Annotated in this window: 19 protein-coding genes; 6 read left to right on the top strand and 13 right to left on the bottom strand. The window is 45.9% G+C overall.

Annotation, left to right across the window (positions count from 1 at the left end; translation table 11 throughout):
• Positions 1-50: 50 nt before the first annotated feature.
• Positions 51-1,697, bottom strand: coding sequence for a DUF4153 domain-containing protein (locus BMY78_RS08905; RefSeq protein WP_177185687.1), 1,647 nt, complete (start codon positions 1,695-1,697; stop codon positions 51-53).
• 133 nt (positions 1,698-1,830) lie between these two features.
• On the opposite strand from BMY78_RS08905, the gene BMY78_RS08900 reads away from it, so the two are divergent.
• Complete coding sequence (locus tag BMY78_RS08900) at positions 1,831-3,609, top strand: ABC transporter substrate-binding protein (protein ID WP_090896880.1); 1,779 nt, start codon at positions 1,831-1,833, stop codon at positions 3,607-3,609.
• A gap of 61 nt (positions 3,610-3,670) precedes the next feature.
• Here the strand turns inward: BMY78_RS08900 and BMY78_RS08895 are convergent, their stop codons facing one another.
• Together BMY78_RS08895 and BMY78_RS08890 are read right to left on the bottom strand one after the other, a co-directional pair.
• Entirely contained in the window at positions 3,671-5,020 is a 1,350-nt protein-coding gene (locus tag BMY78_RS08895; RefSeq protein WP_090896877.1) for an FtsW/RodA/SpoVE family cell cycle protein, read from the bottom strand.
• Entirely contained in the window at positions 5,017-5,352 is a 336-nt protein-coding gene (locus tag BMY78_RS08890) for a PadR family transcriptional regulator (RefSeq protein WP_167434819.1), read from the bottom strand. The genes BMY78_RS08895 and BMY78_RS08890 overlap by 4 nt, the downstream gene beginning before the upstream one ends.
• A 289-nt stretch (positions 5,353-5,641) precedes the next feature.
• Between BMY78_RS08890 and BMY78_RS08885 the strand changes: the two genes are divergently transcribed.
• Positions 5,642-6,226: a P-loop nucleotide/nucleoside kinase family protein gene (locus BMY78_RS08885; protein WP_090896873.1), complete on the top strand. Its 585-nt coding sequence runs from the start codon at positions 5,642-5,644 to the stop codon at positions 6,224-6,226.
• Positions 6,227-6,419: 193 nt separating this feature from the next.
• Here the strand turns inward: BMY78_RS08885 and BMY78_RS08880 are convergent, their stop codons facing one another.
• The 5 genes from BMY78_RS08880 to BMY78_RS08860 form a co-directional block, all read right to left on the bottom strand.
• Entirely contained in the window at positions 6,420-8,570 is a 2,151-nt protein-coding gene (locus tag BMY78_RS08880; RefSeq protein ID WP_090896871.1) for a hypothetical protein, read from the bottom strand.
• 309 nt (positions 8,571-8,879) lie between these two features.
• Entirely contained in the window at positions 8,880-9,845 is a 966-nt protein-coding gene (locus BMY78_RS08875; RefSeq protein ID WP_090896868.1) for a sugar phosphate isomerase/epimerase family protein, read from the bottom strand.
• A gap of 72 nt (positions 9,846-9,917) precedes the next feature.
• Positions 9,918-11,609: a hypothetical protein gene (locus BMY78_RS08870; RefSeq protein WP_090896865.1), complete on the bottom strand. Its 1,692-nt coding sequence runs from the start codon at positions 11,607-11,609 to the stop codon at positions 9,918-9,920.
• 70 nt (positions 11,610-11,679) lie between these two features.
• Positions 11,680-12,876 (bottom strand): ROK family transcriptional regulator, encoded by a 1,197-nt coding sequence (locus tag BMY78_RS08865; RefSeq protein ID WP_090896862.1) that lies wholly within the window; start codon positions 12,874-12,876, stop codon positions 11,680-11,682.
• A gap of 226 nt (positions 12,877-13,102) precedes the next feature.
• The gene (locus tag BMY78_RS08860) at positions 13,103-13,942 is read right to left on the bottom strand and encodes a YitT family protein (RefSeq protein WP_090902208.1); all 840 of its coding nucleotides are present in this window, start codon (positions 13,940-13,942) and stop codon (positions 13,103-13,105) included.
• A 375-nt stretch (positions 13,943-14,317) separates the two neighbouring features.
• Here BMY78_RS08860 and BMY78_RS08855 point away from each other — a divergent pair, with 375 nt between their 5' ends.
• The 3 genes from BMY78_RS08855 to BMY78_RS08845 all read left to right on the top strand — a co-directional run bounded on the left by BMY78_RS08855 (position 14,318) and on the right by BMY78_RS08845 (position 17,214).
• Positions 14,318-15,376: a Delta(5) desaturase DesA gene (locus tag BMY78_RS08855; RefSeq protein WP_090896858.1), complete on the top strand. Its 1,059-nt coding sequence runs from the start codon at positions 14,318-14,320 to the stop codon at positions 15,374-15,376.
• Between the two features lie 93 nt (positions 15,377-15,469).
• Entirely contained in the window at positions 15,470-16,618 is a 1,149-nt protein-coding gene (locus tag BMY78_RS08850) for a sensor histidine kinase (protein ID WP_090896855.1), read from the top strand.
• Positions 16,615-17,214 carry a response regulator transcription factor gene (locus BMY78_RS08845; protein WP_090896853.1) on the top strand — a complete coding sequence of 200 codons (600 nt, stop codon included), beginning with the start codon at positions 16,615-16,617 and terminating at the stop codon, positions 17,212-17,214. Before BMY78_RS08850 ends, BMY78_RS08845 begins: the two co-directional genes overlap by 4 nt.
• A 144-nt stretch (positions 17,215-17,358) precedes the next feature.
• On the opposite strand, the gene BMY78_RS08840 is transcribed toward BMY78_RS08845, so the two are convergent.
• The 3 genes from BMY78_RS08840 to BMY78_RS08830 form a co-directional block, all read right to left on the bottom strand.
• Complete coding sequence (locus BMY78_RS08840) at positions 17,359-18,267, bottom strand: hypothetical protein (protein WP_090896850.1); 909 nt, start codon at positions 18,265-18,267, stop codon at positions 17,359-17,361.
• A gap of 60 nt (positions 18,268-18,327) precedes the next feature.
• Positions 18,328-19,068: a polysaccharide deacetylase family protein gene (locus BMY78_RS08835; RefSeq protein ID WP_090896847.1), complete on the bottom strand. Its 741-nt coding sequence runs from the start codon at positions 19,066-19,068 to the stop codon at positions 18,328-18,330.
• 396 nt (positions 19,069-19,464) lie between these two features.
• Positions 19,465-19,968 (bottom strand): ferritin, encoded by a 504-nt coding sequence (locus tag BMY78_RS08830; protein WP_076291009.1) that lies wholly within the window; start codon positions 19,966-19,968, stop codon positions 19,465-19,467.
• 174 nt (positions 19,969-20,142) lie between these two features.
• On the opposite strand from BMY78_RS08830, the gene BMY78_RS08825 reads away from it, so the two are divergent.
• A complete protein-coding gene (locus BMY78_RS08825; RefSeq protein WP_090896842.1) occupies positions 20,143-21,405 on the top strand; it encodes an amino acid permease in 1,263 nt (420 codons plus the stop codon).
• A gap of 56 nt (positions 21,406-21,461) precedes the next feature.
• On the opposite strand, the gene BMY78_RS08820 is transcribed toward BMY78_RS08825, so the two are convergent.
• On the bottom strand, positions 21,462-21,581 hold the full coding sequence (locus BMY78_RS08820; protein WP_024631887.1) for a hypothetical protein: 120 nt from the start codon (positions 21,579-21,581) through the stop codon (positions 21,462-21,464).
• A gap of 106 nt (positions 21,582-21,687) precedes the next feature.
• On the bottom strand, positions 21,688-21,945 hold the full coding sequence (locus BMY78_RS08815) for a YolD-like family protein (RefSeq protein WP_090896841.1): 258 nt from the start codon (positions 21,943-21,945) through the stop codon (positions 21,688-21,690).
• Positions 21,946-21,991: the final 46 nt, after the last annotated feature.

The following is a 21,991-nucleotide window of genomic DNA, read 5'->3' as shown; positions in this document are numbered from 1 at the left end:
TTACATATTGATTTTGCATAAATTCATTGCTGGAAAACAGGTAGATGGATTCATTCCCTTCTCAATTTGGACAATTCTAGCTGTGCTCTATGTCTCGCCGTATTAAAAGAAGCCCACGAACTGTCTGTTTCATCCAGGACGAAGCTCGCTTGACGCTCCAGCATTTCCCCTTTCAAATCCGGGTACTCTCTCTCAGCAAACTCTCGCAGTAGCGGAACGGCATCAGCAGATAAACTCGCCAAGTAGGATGCATCAATATGGCCTGTCTGATGATATCGTTTAATATTAAGCTCTGCAATCCGATTATCCATACCCACATAGTTGACAATCACATAGGCTGCAAGGGATAGTACGATATAGCAGCGGATCAACGGCATAGACGTATAACGAATTCGAAGAGCGGCAATAAGCAGAAGCAGCGCCAAAAAAATCATAAATGCATGTACGAGAAATCGAATGTAGGTATAACCATAAGCCTGTTCATACAGGTTGAGGCGTATAAACGCCGAGTACAGCATGATTGCGGAACAACTCACCAGGACAAAGAGCAGCACCTGATGCACAACAGAACCTATTTTGCCGCTTGAACGCGTGAACTGAAGGGAGATGATCAGGATGAAAAAATTAATGCCTGTTACCAGTATCAGCTCCACAAATCCACTTCTTGCATACTCCGCGTAGGACAAGTCTGACGGAAGATGCCCCTCACCCGCCCCAAAAAGATAAGAAAATTGTACAAGCACAAACAGAACATATACACAGTTGATAACCAACAGCATCGTGCCCACAATGATGGGGTCCAATCTTATAGGTTCACGATGAACTTGAGTAGAGATCGTCTCAGGTGAGATCTTATTTGCTGTCTGACCCTCTATCATTGAGTTCGAGGAAGGATTCTCATGTATGGAATTCACGGAAACGTCTTCTCGCTCTTCGATTTCTGAAGCAACCGTAATTGCTTTTCCATTTTTCCAATGTGCATTTTCTCTTTTCTCCGCTTCATATTGCATAGGCTGTACGAATCCCCATACGTAACTGAACAATAAAACGCCCGCGATGAGAATCCAGATCACTCTCGGAAAACCTGGTGTTAGTGTCAGTTGATTTAACCATACCGGAAAACCGGATAAATACTGATTAAAAATCCCATCTGCTGAGGAGAGCAGTGCTACGACCACGATGAGAATGGGAACGGATGCTATAAGACCAATGAGTACTTTGAAGGCAACCGTTTTCTGCGTTTTACCTAGCCCTCGTCCTCCTGTTTTCATAACAATGCTGGCGACCGTTCCCCAATGACGGATGGATTGTGGCAGCAAATGGTCCATAGCGGTACCGATCAATCCAATGTCCCACCATTGTCTCTGTTTTCTGCCAACCAGATAAGTCATATGTAAGATAATAAGGCCCGGTATGACCAGAAAATTAAGGATACGCAGCGGTTCATTGTCGTATAACAGAAACGTCAGCGCCAGCATCAGCACCACTCCAGCCATAAAAGCATCAATGATGGACAATGGCCGCAAGCGGTCCCTGGCAAATAAGAACATAAAGCCATAAAAAAGGATAACAAAGATGGGATAAGAAACGCCAACCTCCTTGCCATAGAACAAATACTGATGAATGATAGCTAACATTAATGCGGATAGTAGCGTAATTAAAGCGCGGTTGGGTGAAGCCATTATTTTATCAATCATGGGAAAAACCTCCATTAACTTTCTAGACTTCATTCTAGATGATAAAATAAGAATATAAATAGAAATTAAAAACGATAAAACTTCTTATTTTATTATATTGTGTCAGCTACAACCTCCAGGAGGGATCAAAACCTTGAAATTACATCAGCAATATTTGCTGCTTCATAGCCGGTTTGGTCACATGTTAGAACATGAAGTAACGCTCTCTGACCTCGCCGAACTGCTCGATTGTACACACCGTAACACGTTAACGATCGTCAAAAAAATGGTTGCCCACGAATGGATTCGGTGGGTGTCCCAGCGCGGACGTGGACGGCGTTCTACGCTGACCCTGCTTGTTCCGGCTGATCAAATTGCAGCTGCATACATGATGCAGGCCATGAATCGCCGCGAGTTGCAGCAAGCTGCTGAACAGGTTGGTGCTTTCTCCAGTTCTACAACAATGCAGGATCACCTGAACAAGTGGCTGCTTGGATATTCTGGACACCATACAGAAGCTGGCAGCCATAATGAGCGAATTGATACGCTCAGGTTACCGATCCGCCAACAGCTGCATGCCCTTGATCCGCTTTATATCAATTTGCTGGCTGAATCTTTTGTCACCAGTCATGTGTTCGACGGGCTGGTTCAACGTAATGAACATGGAGAGATTGTTCCCTGTCTGTCCCACACCTGGGATGTCAGTTCAGATCGGAAGACATGGTTTTTTTATTTGCGTAAAGGGATTACTTTTCACAATGGACATCTGCTGACAGCCTCAGATGTGGTGTATACATTTGAACGACTGCAATCCTCAGAACGACGGACATTATACCGCGATGTGAGCAAACAGATTCTATCGATTGAAGCAGCAGATCCCTTGACCGTTTGTTTCAAGCTTAAAGCCCATCACGAATTGTTTTTGCCCTTTCTTTCGACAAGCCGTGCGGCGATTGTTTCACAAGCCACGTTCGGGCAACATAAAGATGGAGACAATGAACCTGATCTACCGATTACCATGCCAAAGCCTGTAGGAACAGGCCCTTTCAAGGTCACAACCTGGGATAATCACCTGTGCAGACTTGAAGTTTTTCCGATGTATTTTCAAGGCAGAGCCCATCTGGACCGGGTAGATATTCTACAAATTCCGTGGAGTGCCCCTGAACATTTGGATGAAAAGCAAGATATCGAATCTCCCTTCTTCCACCTTGTTCATAATCCATCCTCGTCTGAGGGTAGGGACTGGACACAGATTAGTGCAGGTGTGATGGTACGCAAATTAGTTACTTGTAATACGCAAAAAACCGGACCGCTAAGCGATCCGGGTGTAAGAGCACATGTTCAGGCGTGTATTACTAAATTGTATGTGAATGACATAAATGAAAGTAATGAAGGTGATCCAGGAGATGCTGATAAACTGTTGATGAATGCAGAAGAATTGACTTATTTGTCTCAGCACCCTACTTTTGATCTACCTATACCCTTGCACATCACAACCATTCCTCAGTATCGGATGGATGCTAGACGTTTGGCATCGTCATTGGAAATATACGGCTTCACATGTACTGTCCGCATTGGCACGATGGAGCAATTCAAAGGGAACCTGAGACTGGAATCCGATCTGATTCTCTTCTCCCTGATTCGGGACCGAGACGAAGAATTACGCAGATACGATCTCTATCTCACTTTATCTGAACATCTGGAGGACTCTTCCAAGAAGAGTATACAAGAGATGCTGCAAACCGTTGTTGCTTCGCAAATATCTGCAGACCGAGCTGCCGAACTGGACCGGATTGAACAATTTTTGGTGCAGCAGAGTTTATTGTTCCATTTAACTGAAAAACCTGTGGAGACTGCCTACCTGCCTTCCGTTCGTGGCCTCTCCTTCAACAGCCAGGGATGGGTAAACCTCAGGCACATCTGGTTCCCGTGAATAATCATTTAACGAGCATTACAATCCCTTCGTTTCAAGATGCGGTAATGATTTTGCATGCTTATGAACTGGTCATTGGGTCGGCATCCACCTTCTGCCGTATTTTTTCATTTTTCTTGGAAATGGTATCCTTCCGACGGTACACACCGAGAAGTAAACCGAGCATGGCATATTCGAAAAGCAGGTGATTTCCATATCCTATTAAAGGAAAAACAATGCTAAGAATTGGAGCCTTCCCGGTAGTCATCGCCAACGAATAGATGATTTGCAACGCAAACATGGATGTGATACTGAAAATTATCATTCGACCGAAATCATCCCGAATGTGAGGAAGGATCTTCACCATACTGGCAACAAACCAGATGATACCCACCAATAACAATATTCCGGCTGACCAGCCAAACACATCAATGAGCAGCACACCTGGGTAATCTAAATAACTCGTTTTAAACATGTCGAACGTTGTATCAATTCCATTCCCCCACCAGCCGGCTGATTGAATAATTTCAATAATGGAATTGTTGCTATAGCCACCGTAAGGGTCATCCTGAAGATTCAAAACGACAGAAAGCCTCTTCAGGCGTCCGTATTGATCTGCAAAAAACAATAACAATACAAAAATACTTCCTGTTACAACAGCACCTAAGGCTGTATAAAGCCATTTTCGCGTGAGCCAGCCAAATAAAATAATGGACATTGTGCCAAACAGAAACATGCGAACCCAGTCCGACATTTGAAACAATAGCACTACAGGTAACGCTACCAGAGCAATGTAGGTCAATATGGATTGCATATTGCAGTTTGAACGAAGCTTGTCCTGCACAATTGCCCCTATGGCAAGTGGCAAAATCCACACTGAAGCAGTGGTAAGGTCTATTACAAATCCAAGTGGTGCAATCAGGAATCTGCTCATACCATAAAAATCCGTAGATATCATTGGATTAATCCACAAAAGGGCATTAAGCAGAATATAGATCCACCAAGCAGCTTTTTTCAACTTACGATAATCAAAGTAAATAAAGAACAACATCAACATTACACCTATAACGGTATACACCACATGCCCCCGATATAAGGACTGATACTTTTCATCTGCGACATTCGTCGTAAAAATCCATATCAGTAACAGGCTAGTTATAGACAAGCCAATTAATCCAACTAACAACCCCCAATGCATACGATGACGATGCAATCTATGCATACTTTTGCCCACCACTGCAGGATCACCCATCTGCTCTATGGCGTATGCAGCTGCCTCTTCTTGGCTCAGTCCCTCTTGCTCCTTGTCCAACATCATTTCTTCCATGTGGTTGCCAAGCTCATCACGCAGATCAGTATGTACTTCACGTGCCTTAACCTGACTACACAGTTGATCAAGATAATGTTTAATCTTCTCATGTCGATCCGTCATGTTAAGCCTCCCTCTCCAAGCACCCGATCCACGGCACCGCGGAATAAAAGCCACTCGGCTTTTTTATGCTGTAACGCCTCCACACCCTTGTCACAGATGGAATAATATTTACGTTTCCTCCCTTCAACCTCCATCCAGTAGGACTCCACCCATCCCTCAAGCTCCATCGCGTGAAGAATAGGATATAACGTACCTTCCTTCAAACTAAACACACCTTCGGATTGACGATGGAGTTCCTTGATCAATTCATAACCGTAAAGCGGCTGTTCCTTCAATAATGTAAGAATCAATGTCTCCGTGCTGCCTTTAATCATTTGTTTGTTTACCTGCAAAGCTGCCACTCCCTTTTGTTCATGCTTCCACGTTTAATAACAATAACCACTTTTTTAAAACTTCAACATGAACCTAATAAAACACTTGGCTACATACATCGGAAATCTATGCATAGTAAAACTAGGTATAATATTACCTGATTCTTCCTTTTCTGTCTAGCTATCAATTGGAGGCGTTTATGATAAAATAAACAAGTCATTTCACACCAGGGGTGTCATCATGAAATCTCTTATTCGTACTCACACATTACATATTCTTTCTATCGACTATGAGGAGGCAATTCAAACCATGAGCAAACTGATTTTCTTTCTTGGCGGGGCCGGGAGCGGCAAAACAACCCTTGCCAAAGCCCTCTCGCGTAAACATAAAACTGCTTTCTTTGATATGGATATCCTGCTGCGTCCAGCTGCTGAAGCAATCATGACCCTGCAGGGACTCGATCCATCCGATCGGGATTCACCGGAATACAAACGGCTGTGTCGTGACTTGGGATACCGAATCACGATGGATGCTGCACTGGACAACGTGCAATTGGGTATCGATACGGTGGTTGTAGGGCCTTTTACCAAAGAAATCGGAACTCCGGACTGGATCGAGCAGGAACTCGCGCGGATTGGACGTTCCCTTGATGATACGGATGTACGTGTGGCCTATATTTATCTTGCAAATGAAGCGTTATATCGTGAACGGATTACAGCCAGACAATCCCCGCTGGATGAGTGGAAGCTGGAGAACTGGGATGCCTTCACAGCCTCACTTGCCCGTAAACAAGTAGCCTGGCCGTTACCTGCCTCAGCCGTGGCTTATATCGATAATTCCGGTGAGAGCCCTGATATCGCTTTTGCTGAAGTCGAACAACGAATGTACGAATAAAATATGAAATGGAATGGAATGGAATGGAATGGGATGACCGTTCACTTCTCCAATCTCTTTTCATGCTGCTTATACGCTCAATAAAACTAATCCACACCCAAAAAGGGGTATTTGTCATGTGACCCGCGCAGGTCCAACGTGACAAATACCCCTTTTTACAATGAACTATGGTCAAACATCTGAACCTGACTCGTTACAAAAACTGCTTCATAATATACTCTTGCTCCAGAGGAGTAATAACGGTGCGATCCACGGGTGGACCTTCTGTCAGATACTCTGCCACTTCAGCCACACGATTGGATTCCAGTTCCGCTGTAAATACAAGATTGGCCATCCCTAATGTCTCTACCTGTGTTCCCCGCGCTTTAGCGTGAAGCATAAATAAGGTATATAAATCCGGTGGTTTCAACTCCGTCATTGCCCAGGCGATCAAAGCCAAGTCGGCTTTGTTGTCCCCCACCGGAGGATGCGCTTTAGGCTGTCTTTTTAGTCCAAGATCGCACCACAAAATGCGCCGCTCCTGCATATCAATAATGGCTGGAATACAATTACGGGAATCTGCCGTCAGATCAATTCGCTCCTGCACCGTGGAAGGTTCAAATATTTCATCCGACTGTGGCGCCTGACGCATCATCCAGCCAGCATAACACTCCGGCAAATCCTGGATAGCATTATCCTTGAATGTGTTAACCATAATTATAATATAACGTGCGCCTAACCTAGAAAGGGAAGGCAAATGCAGATCCATATACTTCGCCGCTCCATCTGGTACAGTCACCATAAACCCGCTATTTGCAGCTACATATTCATTTGATTGCAGAGGGGTCCGGGGTGTTTGGTCCACATAACGCCAATCCTCATCATACAGTACACCGGACAGATCGGAATTCACACATTCGATTCGCTCCTCACCGCCTAAGCCTTCTCTCCACGACAGAAAAAAACGAACGGTATCTCCTGTGGGTAACGATATCCATGACGCACGCGATAGAGCCCGAAGAGATTCGCTTTCCCTGCGTTTTCCCGATGGAACTGAAAATTCTTGAAGTCTTTCATCAATGTAGACATTACCGAGTGGTGGAAGTACGGCAAACCGTTTCAACAGTGTATGTTCTACCGCCGATATCATCGCATGAACATCCTCAACGTTGAGGGGCGGCAGCGGCTGAGTGGAGACATACAGATTTGCCGTGTTGCCTTGAGGGAAAAAGCTCCTCCTGACCTGAAACTGCATCCGTGTGCCGAAATGAGCCATCACTTGCAGTAGCGCCCTTGTTGATACCTTCTCTTCCACAGTTTCCATTTTGCCGATCACTTGCTGTACCGGAATACCTGAACGTATCATTCGGTCCAGTTGACCAACCATCTCTCCCGGACGTTCGACGAGCGTCTCCAGAATAAGCATGTTATCCTTCTGTTCAAATGCCCGCTCTACTCTGCCATGAAAGGTAAGTGGTCGTTCCCCACATCGCAACTGGTCCAGCGCCACTACTGCTCTTGGATAACGGTGACGATATTCACCCGGATGCAGTCGCTCGGCCAATCTCTGCCAGCGCCCTTTATATCGAAACAAATCCTCCAACGGGTCCGAAGCACTCTCCAATAAAGCAAGTATTATCCGACGTTCAGATCGGGTAAATGAACGGAAGCGGGTATTCTTCTTCAGACTGACATCTCCATTAGAACACGCTACAGCCAACCGCAATATATCTGTTGCTGTGTGTAATTGCCGCTGGAGTTGCTCCACCGAAGCACGCCCCGCCTTTAATAAAGCCGCGCAATACACGGCTGCATTTTCCCTAACAGGTATTTGGCCTGCCTCTGGCTCAAATGCGGCCCAGCCTTCGTACTTTGTTGCAAACCAGATCAACTGCTCTCTTGCAACTGGCGTTAACGAAGCTTTTGCTGTAAGCAGGTCCATTCCCACTTGGTAAAAATCTGCTTCACTGCCGAGATGAATTACACGCAGCCGCAGCTTGTTGAGCAGTAATATGCGCTGCTCCTGTTCATGAGACTGCTGTCTCCAAGAATGCATCAGAGCATTTAAATAAAATTTACTCTCCTGAATATTCATTTTTCGCTTGGGAAATCTCGGATACATGAGGGTTTCCTTTAAATTGATTCCTTTTATCTGTCGAAGCTCGTCCATCAGCCGTTCGAACCAGGAAATGAATCTATCACGTTCCCAGCTGCTCAGCACATCCATCAGTTTCGTCGAAAACGTATATCCCAGCGATTCCAAATTTCTCAGTGCAGTCGCCAATATACGCACAGGCAGCTTGCCCTCGCGCTCTGCGATGATCACTTTCAAATTCCTGCTGAAATAGATTGAGAATAAGTCCATCACTTGTACTCTCCCACATGACGATAATATATTCAGCATTGGTATAACTTGGCCTAACTCGTGGCGATTCTTCATATGTATGACACAATCCAAAAAACTAAAAAAATCAGGGAAGCGGTACCCCTAATACCATTGTAAGAGTTCAGAAGGAAGGGATACCATAGCCTGATTAATGCATATTATATCTTATAATTGCCGATTAGAGAATATCACATCGGAAAGAGAGCGCCAGAAACCACTTAACCCGAAAGGTAAGATTATTCTGACCGCTCTCTTTTTGTTTATTTTTCACCGCTATTCTCTTGCCGATTATCCGTGCTGACGTGCCGCTTGACGTCCGGCGATACGAGCTGTAATTAACTGATGACTCTCATCAATCTCTTCCGGTGTGCAGGCTGCCTTCAACTCATATACTTTGACTGGAGAACGATCAATGATGTCCAGAAATGAATCAAAAAATGCCATGTCCTTACTATGTATATAAGGACACCAATGATCCGACAAACCTACCGTCTCATGAATATGGACCCCGACGACATGGTTTATCAATTCATTTGCTTCGCGTACATTATTATAGAGCCCCATACGGTCCATCATCATACCGTGACCAATATCGTACCACAAACCGAGTGGTGCACCTTTCATACCGTGGATAATCGCGCCCGCCTCCTGCAGCGTCGGCATCTGGTAACAGCGTGATCGAGTTTCAATGCCAAAATTCACTCCGTAGCCGCGCTGTTCAGACAACTCACACACTTCTTCCAGACTTTCCTGAATCCGTTTCAGGTAATGTGTGCTGCTCGCCTCACGCTTCTCCAGCATCTCTTGCCACAACGATTGATAGTCCGAGGAGTCTGGCCCTAGATCGTGATATATCTTTTTCAATGCTTCATCAATGTTATATTCAAACGGCACCTCGCCTGGATGCACGACGACTGCCTTCGCACCATACCGGTGTGCATATTCAGCTGAACGGAGTAACAATTCAACGGCGCGCTTACGACGAGGCTCATCGTCGAAACCGAGCAGAACCGAGTCGGTTCCATAATCCGGATCAGCTACATGCGGAAACGTGTTGTGCACACTGGATATACCGATTTCCCCCCGCTCAATCATCGGTTCGATCGTTTGCAGCATTTCGTCCGTCACGTTATAGTTCAGCTCCACCTGTCTGAACCCTAGAGATTTGATCTCCTCAATCATGCCTTGACCCGTAGTATGACGTTTGATGTTCCAGCAAGTCGAAAATGAATATTCCTTTTTGTCGGTAAACATGGCGTTGTCCTCCTAATATGCAATGTTCAACCCGTTCAATGTCTGATGAATCTTCTCTATTTTTAAATCAGCCTAGCTGATGTTTAATTCAAATCTCATTTTGTTCGCACTTGCCCCAGGTACATAACGATAGATGATTTCAGCATGATTCACGTAGAAAAGTACAGAAGGCTCTGGAGCCTCGGCTTTCACGTCACACACCAAACCCGGGAAACGCCATTGTTCTTGTAAAATGTCCTGCTGCCGAATGGATGGTCCTCTGATCTCAAAATAAATCTCGATCTCATCCGCCGTGTCCAGATCTACCTCAATAACTAACGAATCTTTCGTCACATCAGCTTCAAATGTTAACCCACGCAAATGGGTGTTCCATCCCTCCCCCACTTCACGACGAGCCAGTCGAAGATCATAACGTTCACCAGTCTCCGATTGCCAATGAATAGTCGCAGGGTACATCTGCCCGTTAGTGTTGCGGCTGCCGGACATCGCACCCATCATTCGATTCGCGCCAATCCAGGCTTTGGCTGTACATAAATTGCGATTGGCATGAGGCTCATCACGTTCGCAAAGCTCCATGAACTGTTTTTGCACAAGTCGATCACCCTGATGTGCCTGGAAATAAGGCACCGCTTCAACCGGCACATCTACACCCACAAGCGCTATCAAAGGGTCATGCCCTGATTCACAGTTGATCCCTGCAAGATGCTCATACCCTTCTCCGAACAAAAGGTAAAGAAATACGCCTATCGAGCTGTGCTCCCTCATCTCCATGTCATATGCCCTTGCAAACGGTCCGGACAAATTCTCCAGGTTGGCATTATAATAGAGTGCAATGTTATTCCACAATCCAGCCTCTATCTTATGCCCTATCTCGGTCAACCGCTCCGTGAATGCATATTTTCTCCACATTCCCAGTACAGACAGATCAACCCCGTAATAGGTTGTTGTGTTGAATTCGGCAAAAGTACCACCAAATTGGTCGAACTCTCGAAGGAAGGCTTCAGCCTGTTCATCCGAATGACGAATCCATTCCGTACGGTTGAAGCGGTGTCCATAATAATGGGTAATGAAGATATGCATCAGTTCAATATTGGTATTCATCGGGATGGCGTCCGACATACGACGATCAATGGAAGCCTGCACGGCCAGTTCCATTGCTTGATCCATTCGTTCCAGCAGCGTTCCTGGCACAAGAGTGGCGAATTCTGCGGTCATGATGGCACACACACACGCAATAAACTCACGCCAGTTCGGATCATAACTGATCCAGACGGGTGGAAGTATCTGATTCACCGCATCATGAAAAAGCTGTTTCATCCGTTTTCCATCTGCCTGATCAGTCAGAATTGAATCCGCATCCTGCAGATCATGGATAAACTGTGCAGACACCTTTTCAAAGGTACGTTCCAGGAAATATGCCGTGCCTGGCGCAAAGGATTTCCAAGCGTAGTGGCCCACAGGTGGATGAATTGCATCCGGTCTGGTCCGAAAGGTTCCGTGATAAATTTCATCGGGTGCATCATATTGCATATCAAGCACCTTGTGGAACACCCGAACAGCGCGCTCCACATCACCCGTTTCATTTCGCACCAACAAACCGAGTGCATAATGCGCACTTGACCTTGTGCTATGTTGCGATGAATTCTCTTCAAAACTCCTCATCAAATCCAGTTCCTTGTCATAGAAGTTATCCATCATTAACATAGACTGGTTTACAAGAAACTGCTGTTCTTTGGACATCTTTTCAACCATTCGCTCTGTCATGATTCCATTTCCCTCCTGAGAGTTTAGCCTTTTACCGCACCTACCATTACACCACTAATGAAGTAACGCCTTATTCCAATGCCTCTTGCTGAAGATTCAGCATCGTCTGTTGCAAGGCTATCTGCACTGCTCCAGTCACTACAGCCCGCTCGCCCAGCTCTGAACAGATCAGTTCCGGCTTCACCGGGAACTGATCAGATACGATCTGTCTGAGACACGGCAACAATACGTCCCCATTTCCCCCAATACCTCCGCCAAGTACAACGAGATGTGGAGCAAGGACGACACAGATATGCCGCAGAGCCGATGCAATCATTTGGCTGTATGGTTTCAGAATCTGCACAGCCTGTGTTTCTCCACTTCGCGCAGCTTCGAACAGATTCTCAGGAGTGAGATGTTCACGAAGATCTTCTATACCAGAATGAGGGTCTTCAAGAAGACTGGCATCCAACTGACACTTGGCCAGTTCCATCAAACCATCAGCAGACAGGACATCTTCCAATCGACGCCCCCCTTCCAACAACATCTCCGCGAGCTCGCCTGTCAACCCGCCCATGCCTCGTAGCAATTGCCCGTTCACCATGATGCCTGCACCTGTTCCAGTGCCGATGGAGAAAAAAACAAACAGATTGGAATCCGCTGCTGCTCCCCTCCTGAACTCACCAAGTGCGGCCAGGTTCACATCGTTCTCCAGAATCACTTCACACGGGAAGACTCCCGACAATGATTCAAGCGAGAGCAACTTTTCCATTCCCTCTAACGGGGCAACGATTCGATCAACATCTCCAGATTCGGGCAGTACAACACCTGGAATGCCAAAACCAATACATCGAATCTGCTCCCAATTCAATTGATTTTCTGTCAGTAATTCATCCATATGGCTTCGTAGCACATCAAGGATTGCCATCCCTGCTCGATCATCAGTTTGACCGGATAACGTTGGATACGTTCTGTAATCCATAATCTCACCATTCAGATTAGAGAGTGCGATCCGAATTCGGGTTGCCCCAATATCGATGCCACAGACATAATAAGCCGTTTCGTTGAATCGAATGAGTGTCGCTTTACGACCCTGGGCATTGTCGGCTCTACCCGTTTCCAGCACCAGGTTTCGTTCAATCAGATGTTCAACCGCCGACGACACCGTAGGTTTGCTGAGTCCCGTATGACGACTGATATCTGCCCTGGACATCCCACCAGAAGCGATCAGCGCATCCATGATCAGATTCTCGTTCAGATTGCGAATATATTGCGGTGTGCCAGCCATTTTATCGCCTCCTTCTATAGTTAGTTAAGTTTCTTAACGAATTAAATTTAATATATCATCGGCTTTATAACGTGTACAGCTTTTTGTCTGTATAGGATCAGATGATTTTAAAAATCAAAGCCTGATCTCATCGCGGTCCTTTAATTTCAACTTTGCACCCTATAAATCAAAAAAAGCCGCAGGTGATAAACACCGCAGCTCCTTACTTCCTTATATATACGTTTTATTACGATTTGGACAACTCAATGAACCCTTCACCAAATACGTCACGCACATCATGGATCGTTATGAAAGCAATTTCATCCTCCGCTCGCACAATCTTCTTGAGCATTGGAACTTCTTGTTTGCTAATGACAATATATAAGATCTCTTTCGGGTTCTTCGTATAATAGCCATGACCAGACAGGACGGTGACTCCCCGATCCATCTTCTCAATGACCTGTTGAGCAATGGCATCCTGTTTCGTAGATATAATGGTGACTGCTTTTTTTGGATTGAGCCCTTCAATAATGAACTCCATCGTTTTCGTGCCGATGAACAGCATGACAATCGTACACATCAACCCTTGCGGCCCGATAATGAAGAACGACGAGAACGCCACGATCAGATCGAAGAATAACAGCCCATAACTGATGTTCCAATCCAGATATTTGTTGGCAAGTCGGGCCAGAATAACCGTTCCCGCCGTAGTGCCGCCTACTCTAACAATCAAGCCGATACCCAGACCGGCAAATAATCCACCAAAAATGGTATTGATCCAGAGCTCGTCCGATGCAATCGTCCAGCTCTCGGTCAGGTGCAGGAACAACGAGTTGAACACCACCGCAATAATGGTATACACCGTTGTGGTTCTGTCCAGAAACTTGTACCCCACAATCAGCAGAATACCATTCAGGAGCAAGTTCATCAGTCCTGGAGACCATTCAAAAAGGTAATACAAAATAATTGTAATGCCCGTAACGCCGCCTTCAGCCAGATCATTCGGGATGACGAACAGGTTCACTGCAAGTGCAAACAGAAATGCACCCGCCATAATAAATAGAATATCCGTTATTCTTTTCTTCATCATGCACTCCATCCAATCCATCAGAAAATCAACCTATCAACCAATTTCATAAGTTGTCATAACCACTCAATGATAGATTCTACCATGCCATGAGCAAAATTTGTATACATAATACAAATTGTTGCGCGAATTGTACAAAGGAATCTGAAATTGCTGTTATTTTAGGCTCTACAGAGCCTATTCACTTCACCACCCATGACAAATGTCATGGGTCATCATTGATATTCATCATTACAGTGTACTGACACTTATGACTTACTGCACTGGATGCATTCTTATACAATGATAAAAACGCCTCACTTGGAGACATCTTCCCAGGAAGCGTTCGGTTATAACTGATTACAGTTATTGACCATCGAAGGAGGACATAAGTCTATGAGCAGAACCAAAGAAATGGCCCTTAAAAAAGAAGTAACCCCTTATGAGAAAAATAATCTTCGCCTGAGTATTCAACAATTAGTGAATTCCATACTGCCATTATTATTATTATGGGCCGCAGCGTACTATAGCTTGTCCGTGTCCTACTGGTTGACATTTCCGATAGCCCTCGTAGCCTCGGGATTTGTTCTTCGAACGTTTATCATCTTCCATGACTGCTGTCATGGTTCATTCTTTAAGAGCAAACGTGCCAACGACATTCTCGGCACCATTACAGGTGTATTAACGCTCACACCGTACCTGCAATGGAAAAACGAGCATTCCATTCACCACGCAACCAGCGGCAATCTGGACAAACGTGGAGTTGGCGATATCTGGGTGATGACAGTTGAGGAATACAAAGCCGCTTCCCCTTGGGGTCGTTTGTTCTACCGGATTTATCGTAATCCGTTTGTCATGTTCGGTATTGGACCCATCTATGTGTTCCTTTTTGCCTACCGCTTTAACCGTAAAGGCGCAAGACGCAAAGAACGTATGAATACTCACCTGACTACAGTGTTGATCGTAGCGCTCTACGCCTCCATGTGCTGGTTGATCGGCTGGCAGGCTTTTGTTCTGGTGCAGGCACCCGTCTTTTTCTTCTCCGGCTTCTTCGGCATCTGGCTGTTCTACGTACAGCATCAATTTGAAGATACGTACTTTGAAAATGAAGATGAGTGGAGTTATGTGAAGGCTGCTGTAGAAGGTAGTTCATATTATAAATTGCCTAAACTGCTGCAATGGATCAGTGGCAATATCGGGTTCCACCATGTGCATCACTTGAGCCCACGTGTACCCAACTATTATTTGGAAGAAGCCCATAACGCAACACCGCCATTGCAGAAGGCTACAACGATTACGCTGCGTTCCAGTCTGGCTGCCCTGCGATTCCGTCTGTGGGACGAAGAATCCAAGCAATTTGTCAGTTTCAGAGAGATCAAAAACTTAACTCGCAAGCCTTACGTTCAACCGCCTATTCGAGTAAACAACCAAGCGAGTCTGACAGAGAAGCCTTAACTCTGTCGGATTCGTTTTCTTGTATTCAAGCTAAAGTCGTGCTACAGTCAGGCTAAGTTTGAGTACAATGCAAGTCCGAGGAGGAGAATTTTCATTCAAAAGTGGATGCAGCTCTTTTATAAAAATACAGGTTTGAATCCGTATGTATGGCTCGTCTTTTTCATCCTACCCTTCTATTATATTTCACAATATTCCAAATTGTGGCCCATGGTGGCGGGAATTTTCATCATTCTGTTCTTCTTTGTTTGTTATCTGCTTGCCTTCATCACAAAGGGCTGGCAGGTGTATATGTGGATTGGACTGTTGATCGCCATATCGATTACGATGACCATCGCCTATGATTATGCCTATTTCTCATTGTTTCTTGCTTTTTTTATTGGGAATATTAAAAATAAAGCTGGTTTCTTCACCCTCTATTCGGTGAACCTGGCAGCCAGTTTTCTAACCATTAATTATAGTTTCATCAAACAGAGCACCCTATTGCTCAGTCAGTTCCCGTTTGTATTCATTACTCTTATGGCATCCATACTGCTTCCGATCAGTACGTATAACAAAAATAAGCGTGAACAGCTGGAAGGCCAACTGGAGAACGCCAACAAACGGCTGGATGATCTTGTGAAAATGGAAGAGCGGCAGCGTATCGCACGTGATCTGCACGATACCCTTGGACAAAAGCTCTCTCTCATCGGTCTGAAAACCGATCTGGCGAAGCGTCTGCTTCGCATGAATCCTGATCAGGCCGAGATTGAACTGAACGATCTGAGACAGACGGCAAGTACCGCACTAAAGGAAGTTCGGGAAATGGTAACGACCATGCGTGGCACACAACTGGTGGATGAACTGTTTCGTGCCGAACAGATTTTAAAGGCCGCTTCCATTGAATATGTACTTGAAGGCAATCCGAAGTTGCAGGATACGTCACAACTAAACGAAAATGTACTCGGCATGTGTCTGAAAGAAGCCGTTACGAATGTCGTCAAACACAGTCAGGCAGCAGTATGCACCATCCGTATCGAGGAAACACTGTCCGATAATATAATAACGGTGCAAGATAACGGGGTCGGAATCGAACGTACCCGCAAGCAAGAACGGCGCGGTACCGGAATCTTGGGGATGAAAGAACGACTTGAATTTGTGAACGGTTGTCTGGATATTCGTTCGGGAGCAGACATGGAAGGTACAGGCATTGTCATCCATGTTCCCAAGCTGGTCCGCAAACCGATAAAGGAGGTTGAACAATGATCAGGATCGTAATCGCCGAAGACCAGCGTATGATGCTCGGAGCCTTGTCTTCCCTGCTCAATCTGGAAGAGGATATGGAAGTGGTAGGTCGCGCAAGCAATGGACAGGAAGCTCTTGCTCTCGTCAGAGAGCTTACACCAGACATCTGTCTGATGGACATTGAAATGCCTGTCAAAAGTGGCCTGGAGGCCGCTGAGGAACTTAAAGGCCTGAACTGTAAAGTCATAATTTTGACAACCTTTGCCCGGACCGGATATTTCGAGCGTGCTTTGAAAGGCGGTGTACGCGGGTATCTATTAAAGGATAGCCCGATTGAGGAACTGGCCGAAGCCATCCGTCAGGTCATGAATGGTAGACGTATTTTTGCACCCGACCTGGTAGACGAGGCTTATGTTCAGGAGAACCCGCTGACCGAACGTGAAAATGCCGTTCTCGGCCTGATGGCAGACGGTAAAAATACAAAGGAAATAGCCGGACATTTATTCATTACAACCGGTACGGTGCGAAATTACATCTCTATTATCCTCAACAAGTTAAATGCAAGTAACCGCATTGAAGCCATCACCCGTTCCAAAGAAAAAGGGTGGTTCAAATGAAAGTACCGCTTTAACCCAATGAAACATAAATAAGCAAGGCACACCGTACCATCGGTGCACCTTGCTTATACAAGGATAGGCTGGTATGGAGCATTCGCTCCGCGCCAGCCTGTTTCCTTTTGAAGCTTTATTTTGGATCCATGTTTATTTCACAGAAACAACCATACCCAAAGCTTCCAGTGGCACCTGCTCGGTCTGGAGCTGATGAATCTGCTTGCCGTCTTGCCAGGAGATCGTTACATTGACGCTTTTACCACCGCTCGGATACTCCACGTTAACGAATCCCTTATCCTTTGGTGCAGGCAGTGTGTGGGACTCCAGGTATTCAACCATTCTCTTCGCAATCCCCGGATTATTCATGTTATCTTCGGAAACGGATCGAATTTGAAGCGTCCATCTACCTTCTGTCCAAGTCAGATACTGACTGCCCGCCGCGCCTTCAGTCATCCCCTTGATGCCATGTCCCAGATCCACAGTCATGTCCTTAGGAATGTTTTTCAAATCTGTCTCAGGGAAAATATCGGTACTGTTCGGATCTTTATACGTCTTCACTTCATAGGATGCCAGAACAGGCACCTTGCTGCCAGAGGCCGTCAACGAAGCATCATTCACCGCAACAGACTGGTCAGTGGAATAAAAGTTGATGTGGAACGCATCTGAAGTATTCGATGTGATCGATGCAGTCAGATGTTTTCCCTTTTCCAGGGAAAATGAAGTAGGTAACGAAGCGTTCTTCATCTTCAGCTGACTGCGAATGTCCTGAATGACATCGTTCGCACTTTGCTGGGGTTGACCGCCACTGCCCGTTTCCGAATTCGATGTCCCGCTTCCTGCAGAACCTTCGGTCTCCGTTGTTCCTGTGGTATCTGTTCCGCTATCTTTCGTTCCATTGGAGAAATCGGCTCCTCCACTGCCTGACTGAGCCTGCTCGCCAGCCGCGGGGGACGTGTTGTCCGCTGATGATGGTTTGGTAGCCTGGCCACCACACCCCGCAAGAGCAAGCAGCACTGCTGTCGTCACAGGGATCGTCATCCATAATTTAGGTTTGTTCATGTTGTTGTCCTCCTTGAAGCTGTTATTGAGATTAGCTTATTTTTTTACCTAGCCATCATTTTAACGTTTGTCATTCCAGAAATTCACGGGCTGTTCTTTCTTCGTCAGCACTTCAAACTGGTAGCCTTCTGCTTTCAGTGTTTTTAACACTTGCGGAAGTACTTTCAATGTCGCTTCCTGGTCGTGCATCAGTACTACAGGGGTGGTTCCGTTCTTTTGCACATTATGGATCTGCTTCATCACGCTGTTGTAGACTTTCTGATGATCCTTCTTGTATTTCCAATCTTCGGAATCAACATTCCAATCCCACAGATGGAATCCACCCTGCCCCAGTAGAACATTGCGATATGCGGATTTGAGATACGGCTTGCTGCCGTACGGAGTACGAACGAGACTGGTTTTGACACCTGCCACTTTATTCAAGCTTTCATTGGCCTGCTGCATCTCTTTCAAACCACTGTATGCGGATTTATAAAATTTACCGGGAACATGCGTTACGCCGTGCAAGCCCAATCCATGTCCGTCTGCAACAATACGCTTGGTCGCCTTCTGAAACTTCACCATCTGAGGTCCCAGCATGAAGAATGTCGCCTTGGCGTTGTACTGATCCAAGATATCCAGTAATTGTCCCGTGTGGGCGGTCGGCCCATCATCGAAAGTTAGATATATGATCTTGGAGCTCGCTTTATTTCCGGCATTCTTGGATGCGGATGGTGCAGCTGAAGCCGATTGCGGCAATAGCAATGGAATAATCAATAGAATAGCAAGTGCAGTGATGAACGTTTTACGAATATGTAGCATAATAAAAGTCTCCCTTATGTCTTGTATTTCCCCGGGTGTCTATGTTTCTCTCATTGCAGCCCTTGGCGATAATCCTAATACTATCAAAAAGAGTGCGTCCCATTCTCGCTTCAAATGCTACGTTCGAGTTACACTTTTGTCAGATTACCCAAAAAAATAAAACGAATTTGATAGATTTGCTCGAAAAAGAACATCCGTCGGGATAGATCCATATTGACATATATTCTATTAACCCAAATTGTGGTTTCTGATAGATTCATTTCTGGAATTTAAATGAAGCAAGCGAAGAAGCTTAAAATGGTATAACAAAAAAGCCTGCTCAAGAGCAGACTTTTCATATGTAGATCAATTTTCTTGTCGTTCGGATCAATCCTGATTGCTTTGCTTCGTCTCCTCTTACTCTGCAGGAGCTGTAAACGAACGTTTACCAAATTCAGCGTCCAGCATGTAGAAAGCATTGCTGTCTTTTTCGATGCGGCGCAGCTTCTGGATGATATTATCAAACAGAGCTTCCTCTTCGACCTGCTCATCGATGAACCATTTCAGGAAATACATCGTGGCATGTTCACGCTCATTGAGAGCAATGTCAGCCAGATTGTAGAATTTCTTCGTATTTTGCTGCTCGTGTGCATATCCGTGTTCAAACACGTCCAGCATGGAGGAATATTCATTCTTCGGCTCTGGCAATGCAGCAAGGGTTGCACGTTGTCCGCGGTCATTCAGGAATTTGTATATTTTCATCGCATGGAACCGCTCTTCCTCAGCTTGTACGATGAAAAAGTTGGCAAATCCGTCCAAGCTTTCGCCGGAACAGTATGCGGCCATCGCCTGATATACGTGAGCCGAATAAAATTCGAAGTTCATCTGTTCGTTCAAAGCTTCTGTCAACTCTTTACTCATTAGGGATACACCTCATTCTTTCTCTAGGGATGGTTTTATTTTATCATAACGTCCACACGACTGATATCGAAATTTCTACAAAATTCGCCAATGACTGATTGCATCTCTTCCTATATAATTACATAGTTCTCGCTCTAAAATTATTTCATTCTGGAAGGCAGGCCATTTTATTTCATGAACACATCTTCTTCGCAGCTCAAAAAAACGATAGGCATGCCGCAAGCTGTTGCGCTTTATATAAGTGCAGTTCTCGGTTCAGGTGTCCTGATTGTACCCGGACTTGCTGCCGAACTCGCAGGACCGGCTTCACTTCTCGCCTGGGGAGGCATGGTGCTGCTCATTCTTCCGCTTGCCCTGTCCATGGGATTACTTTCGGCCCGTTACCCCGACGCAGGCGGTGTATCACACTTCGTTACCCTCGCTTTTGGACAACGGGCAGGAGCCATAGTTGGCTGGTTCTTTCTAATGTCCGTTCCCATCGGTGCTCCTGTAGCTGCCCTTACAGGTGCAGGCTATATGACAGCTGCGCTGGGACTCGGGGAAGGATACAGAACAGCGATTGCCGCCCTCATGCTGGCGGTTGGACTGATCATTAACATCGTGGGCATGCAGGTCGCCGGAAAGGTACAGATTGGGGTTGTGCTGGCGATTCTTATCGTGCTTGTCATGGCATTTGTGTTCGCAATTCCGAATATGAAATCCATACATTACACACCCTTTATGCCGAGTGGCTGGGTCAGCGTGGGACAGGCTGGAGCCATTCTGTTCTGGTGCTTTATCGGTTGGGAAGCTGTATCTCACCTGTCTGAAGAATTTACTGATCCCCGCAAGGCCGCTATTAAAGGCGTAACGATTGCAGCCATCATTGTAGGTGTGCTCTATTTCCTGACTGCACTGGCAACTGTCGGAACTCAAAGCTATCTTCATGGCGGCGCAGATGTCTCCCTTGTCTGGATCATAAGTCAGGCTCTCGGTTCCTGGGGAGGATTACTTGCTGGACTGACTGGCATATTTATTTGCACCGCTACGGTCATTGCATACGCTGGTGCCGCATCCCGTGTTGCCTATGCACTGGCAAGACAAGGATCTGCCCCGCAATGGATGTCCCGCTTATCCAGTCGGTACCATACACCCATTGCTGCAATCGGCTTCCTGGCCATCTGTTTTACTCTGGTGTTGTGCATATACGGATCAGGTCTCGTGTCACTCACGACATTGATTCAGCTGCCCAATGCAACCTTTATTCTCACATACCTTGGCGGATGCGCAGCCGGAATACGTTTACTCAAGGGCAGTCGTACTGGGGTAACCATCAGTTGGATTTCCTTTGTGGCGACGGCCATTGTGTTCCCTTTTGCCGGGTGGGCCGTTCTCTACCCTGTGGTGATCGTTGTCCTCTATGGCCTAGTCAGCCGCAAACAACAAGACAAAATATAAACAAAAAAAGCTCTGCCGGTATGGCAGAGCTTCCTTTATTCATCTTGAATAAATCATTATACCAGGAACGCTTTGGAGATGATAACCAACAGGATGAACAGAACCAGAATGGCACCTACAGAAGTAAAACCTCCGTATCCGTAGCCTCTTGCTTCTCCACCTAATACTTCGCTCATTGACCGTACCTCCTCTGCAACAGGTATGGGTTATCTTATGCAGGGAGAATAGATTTGACAGGGCTGATGCCCTGTTTCAGATCCAGTTTATCATTTTTTCTTCTTTTCAATACCGTGGAGAATCAATACGCATAATATCAAGGAACGGCACTTTGGCCGTAAATTCTTCCTCTGTATACTCCACATGCACTAGCCGGGTACGTGAATCCAGCTTCACAATAACCCCTTGAACCTGATCTTCCTTGCCCCATACGGTCAGCAACACTTCCGAACGTTCATGAAACGCTTCAACTAATTGGTTCCCCAGCTCTTCCAGTTCAAACTCGTCCCGGGTAGGTCTTTTTGCAACTTTTGCTTTTGCCAATGTAGCGGCCTCCTCTATAGCTAATCCGACGTCCCGAATCCACGGG

It is taken from the genome of Paenibacillus sp. OK076 (genome assembly GCF_900110055.1).
Lineage (GTDB): Bacteria > Bacillota > Bacilli > Paenibacillales > Paenibacillaceae > Paenibacillus.
This window is presented reverse-complemented; position numbering and strand designations above follow the sequence as displayed.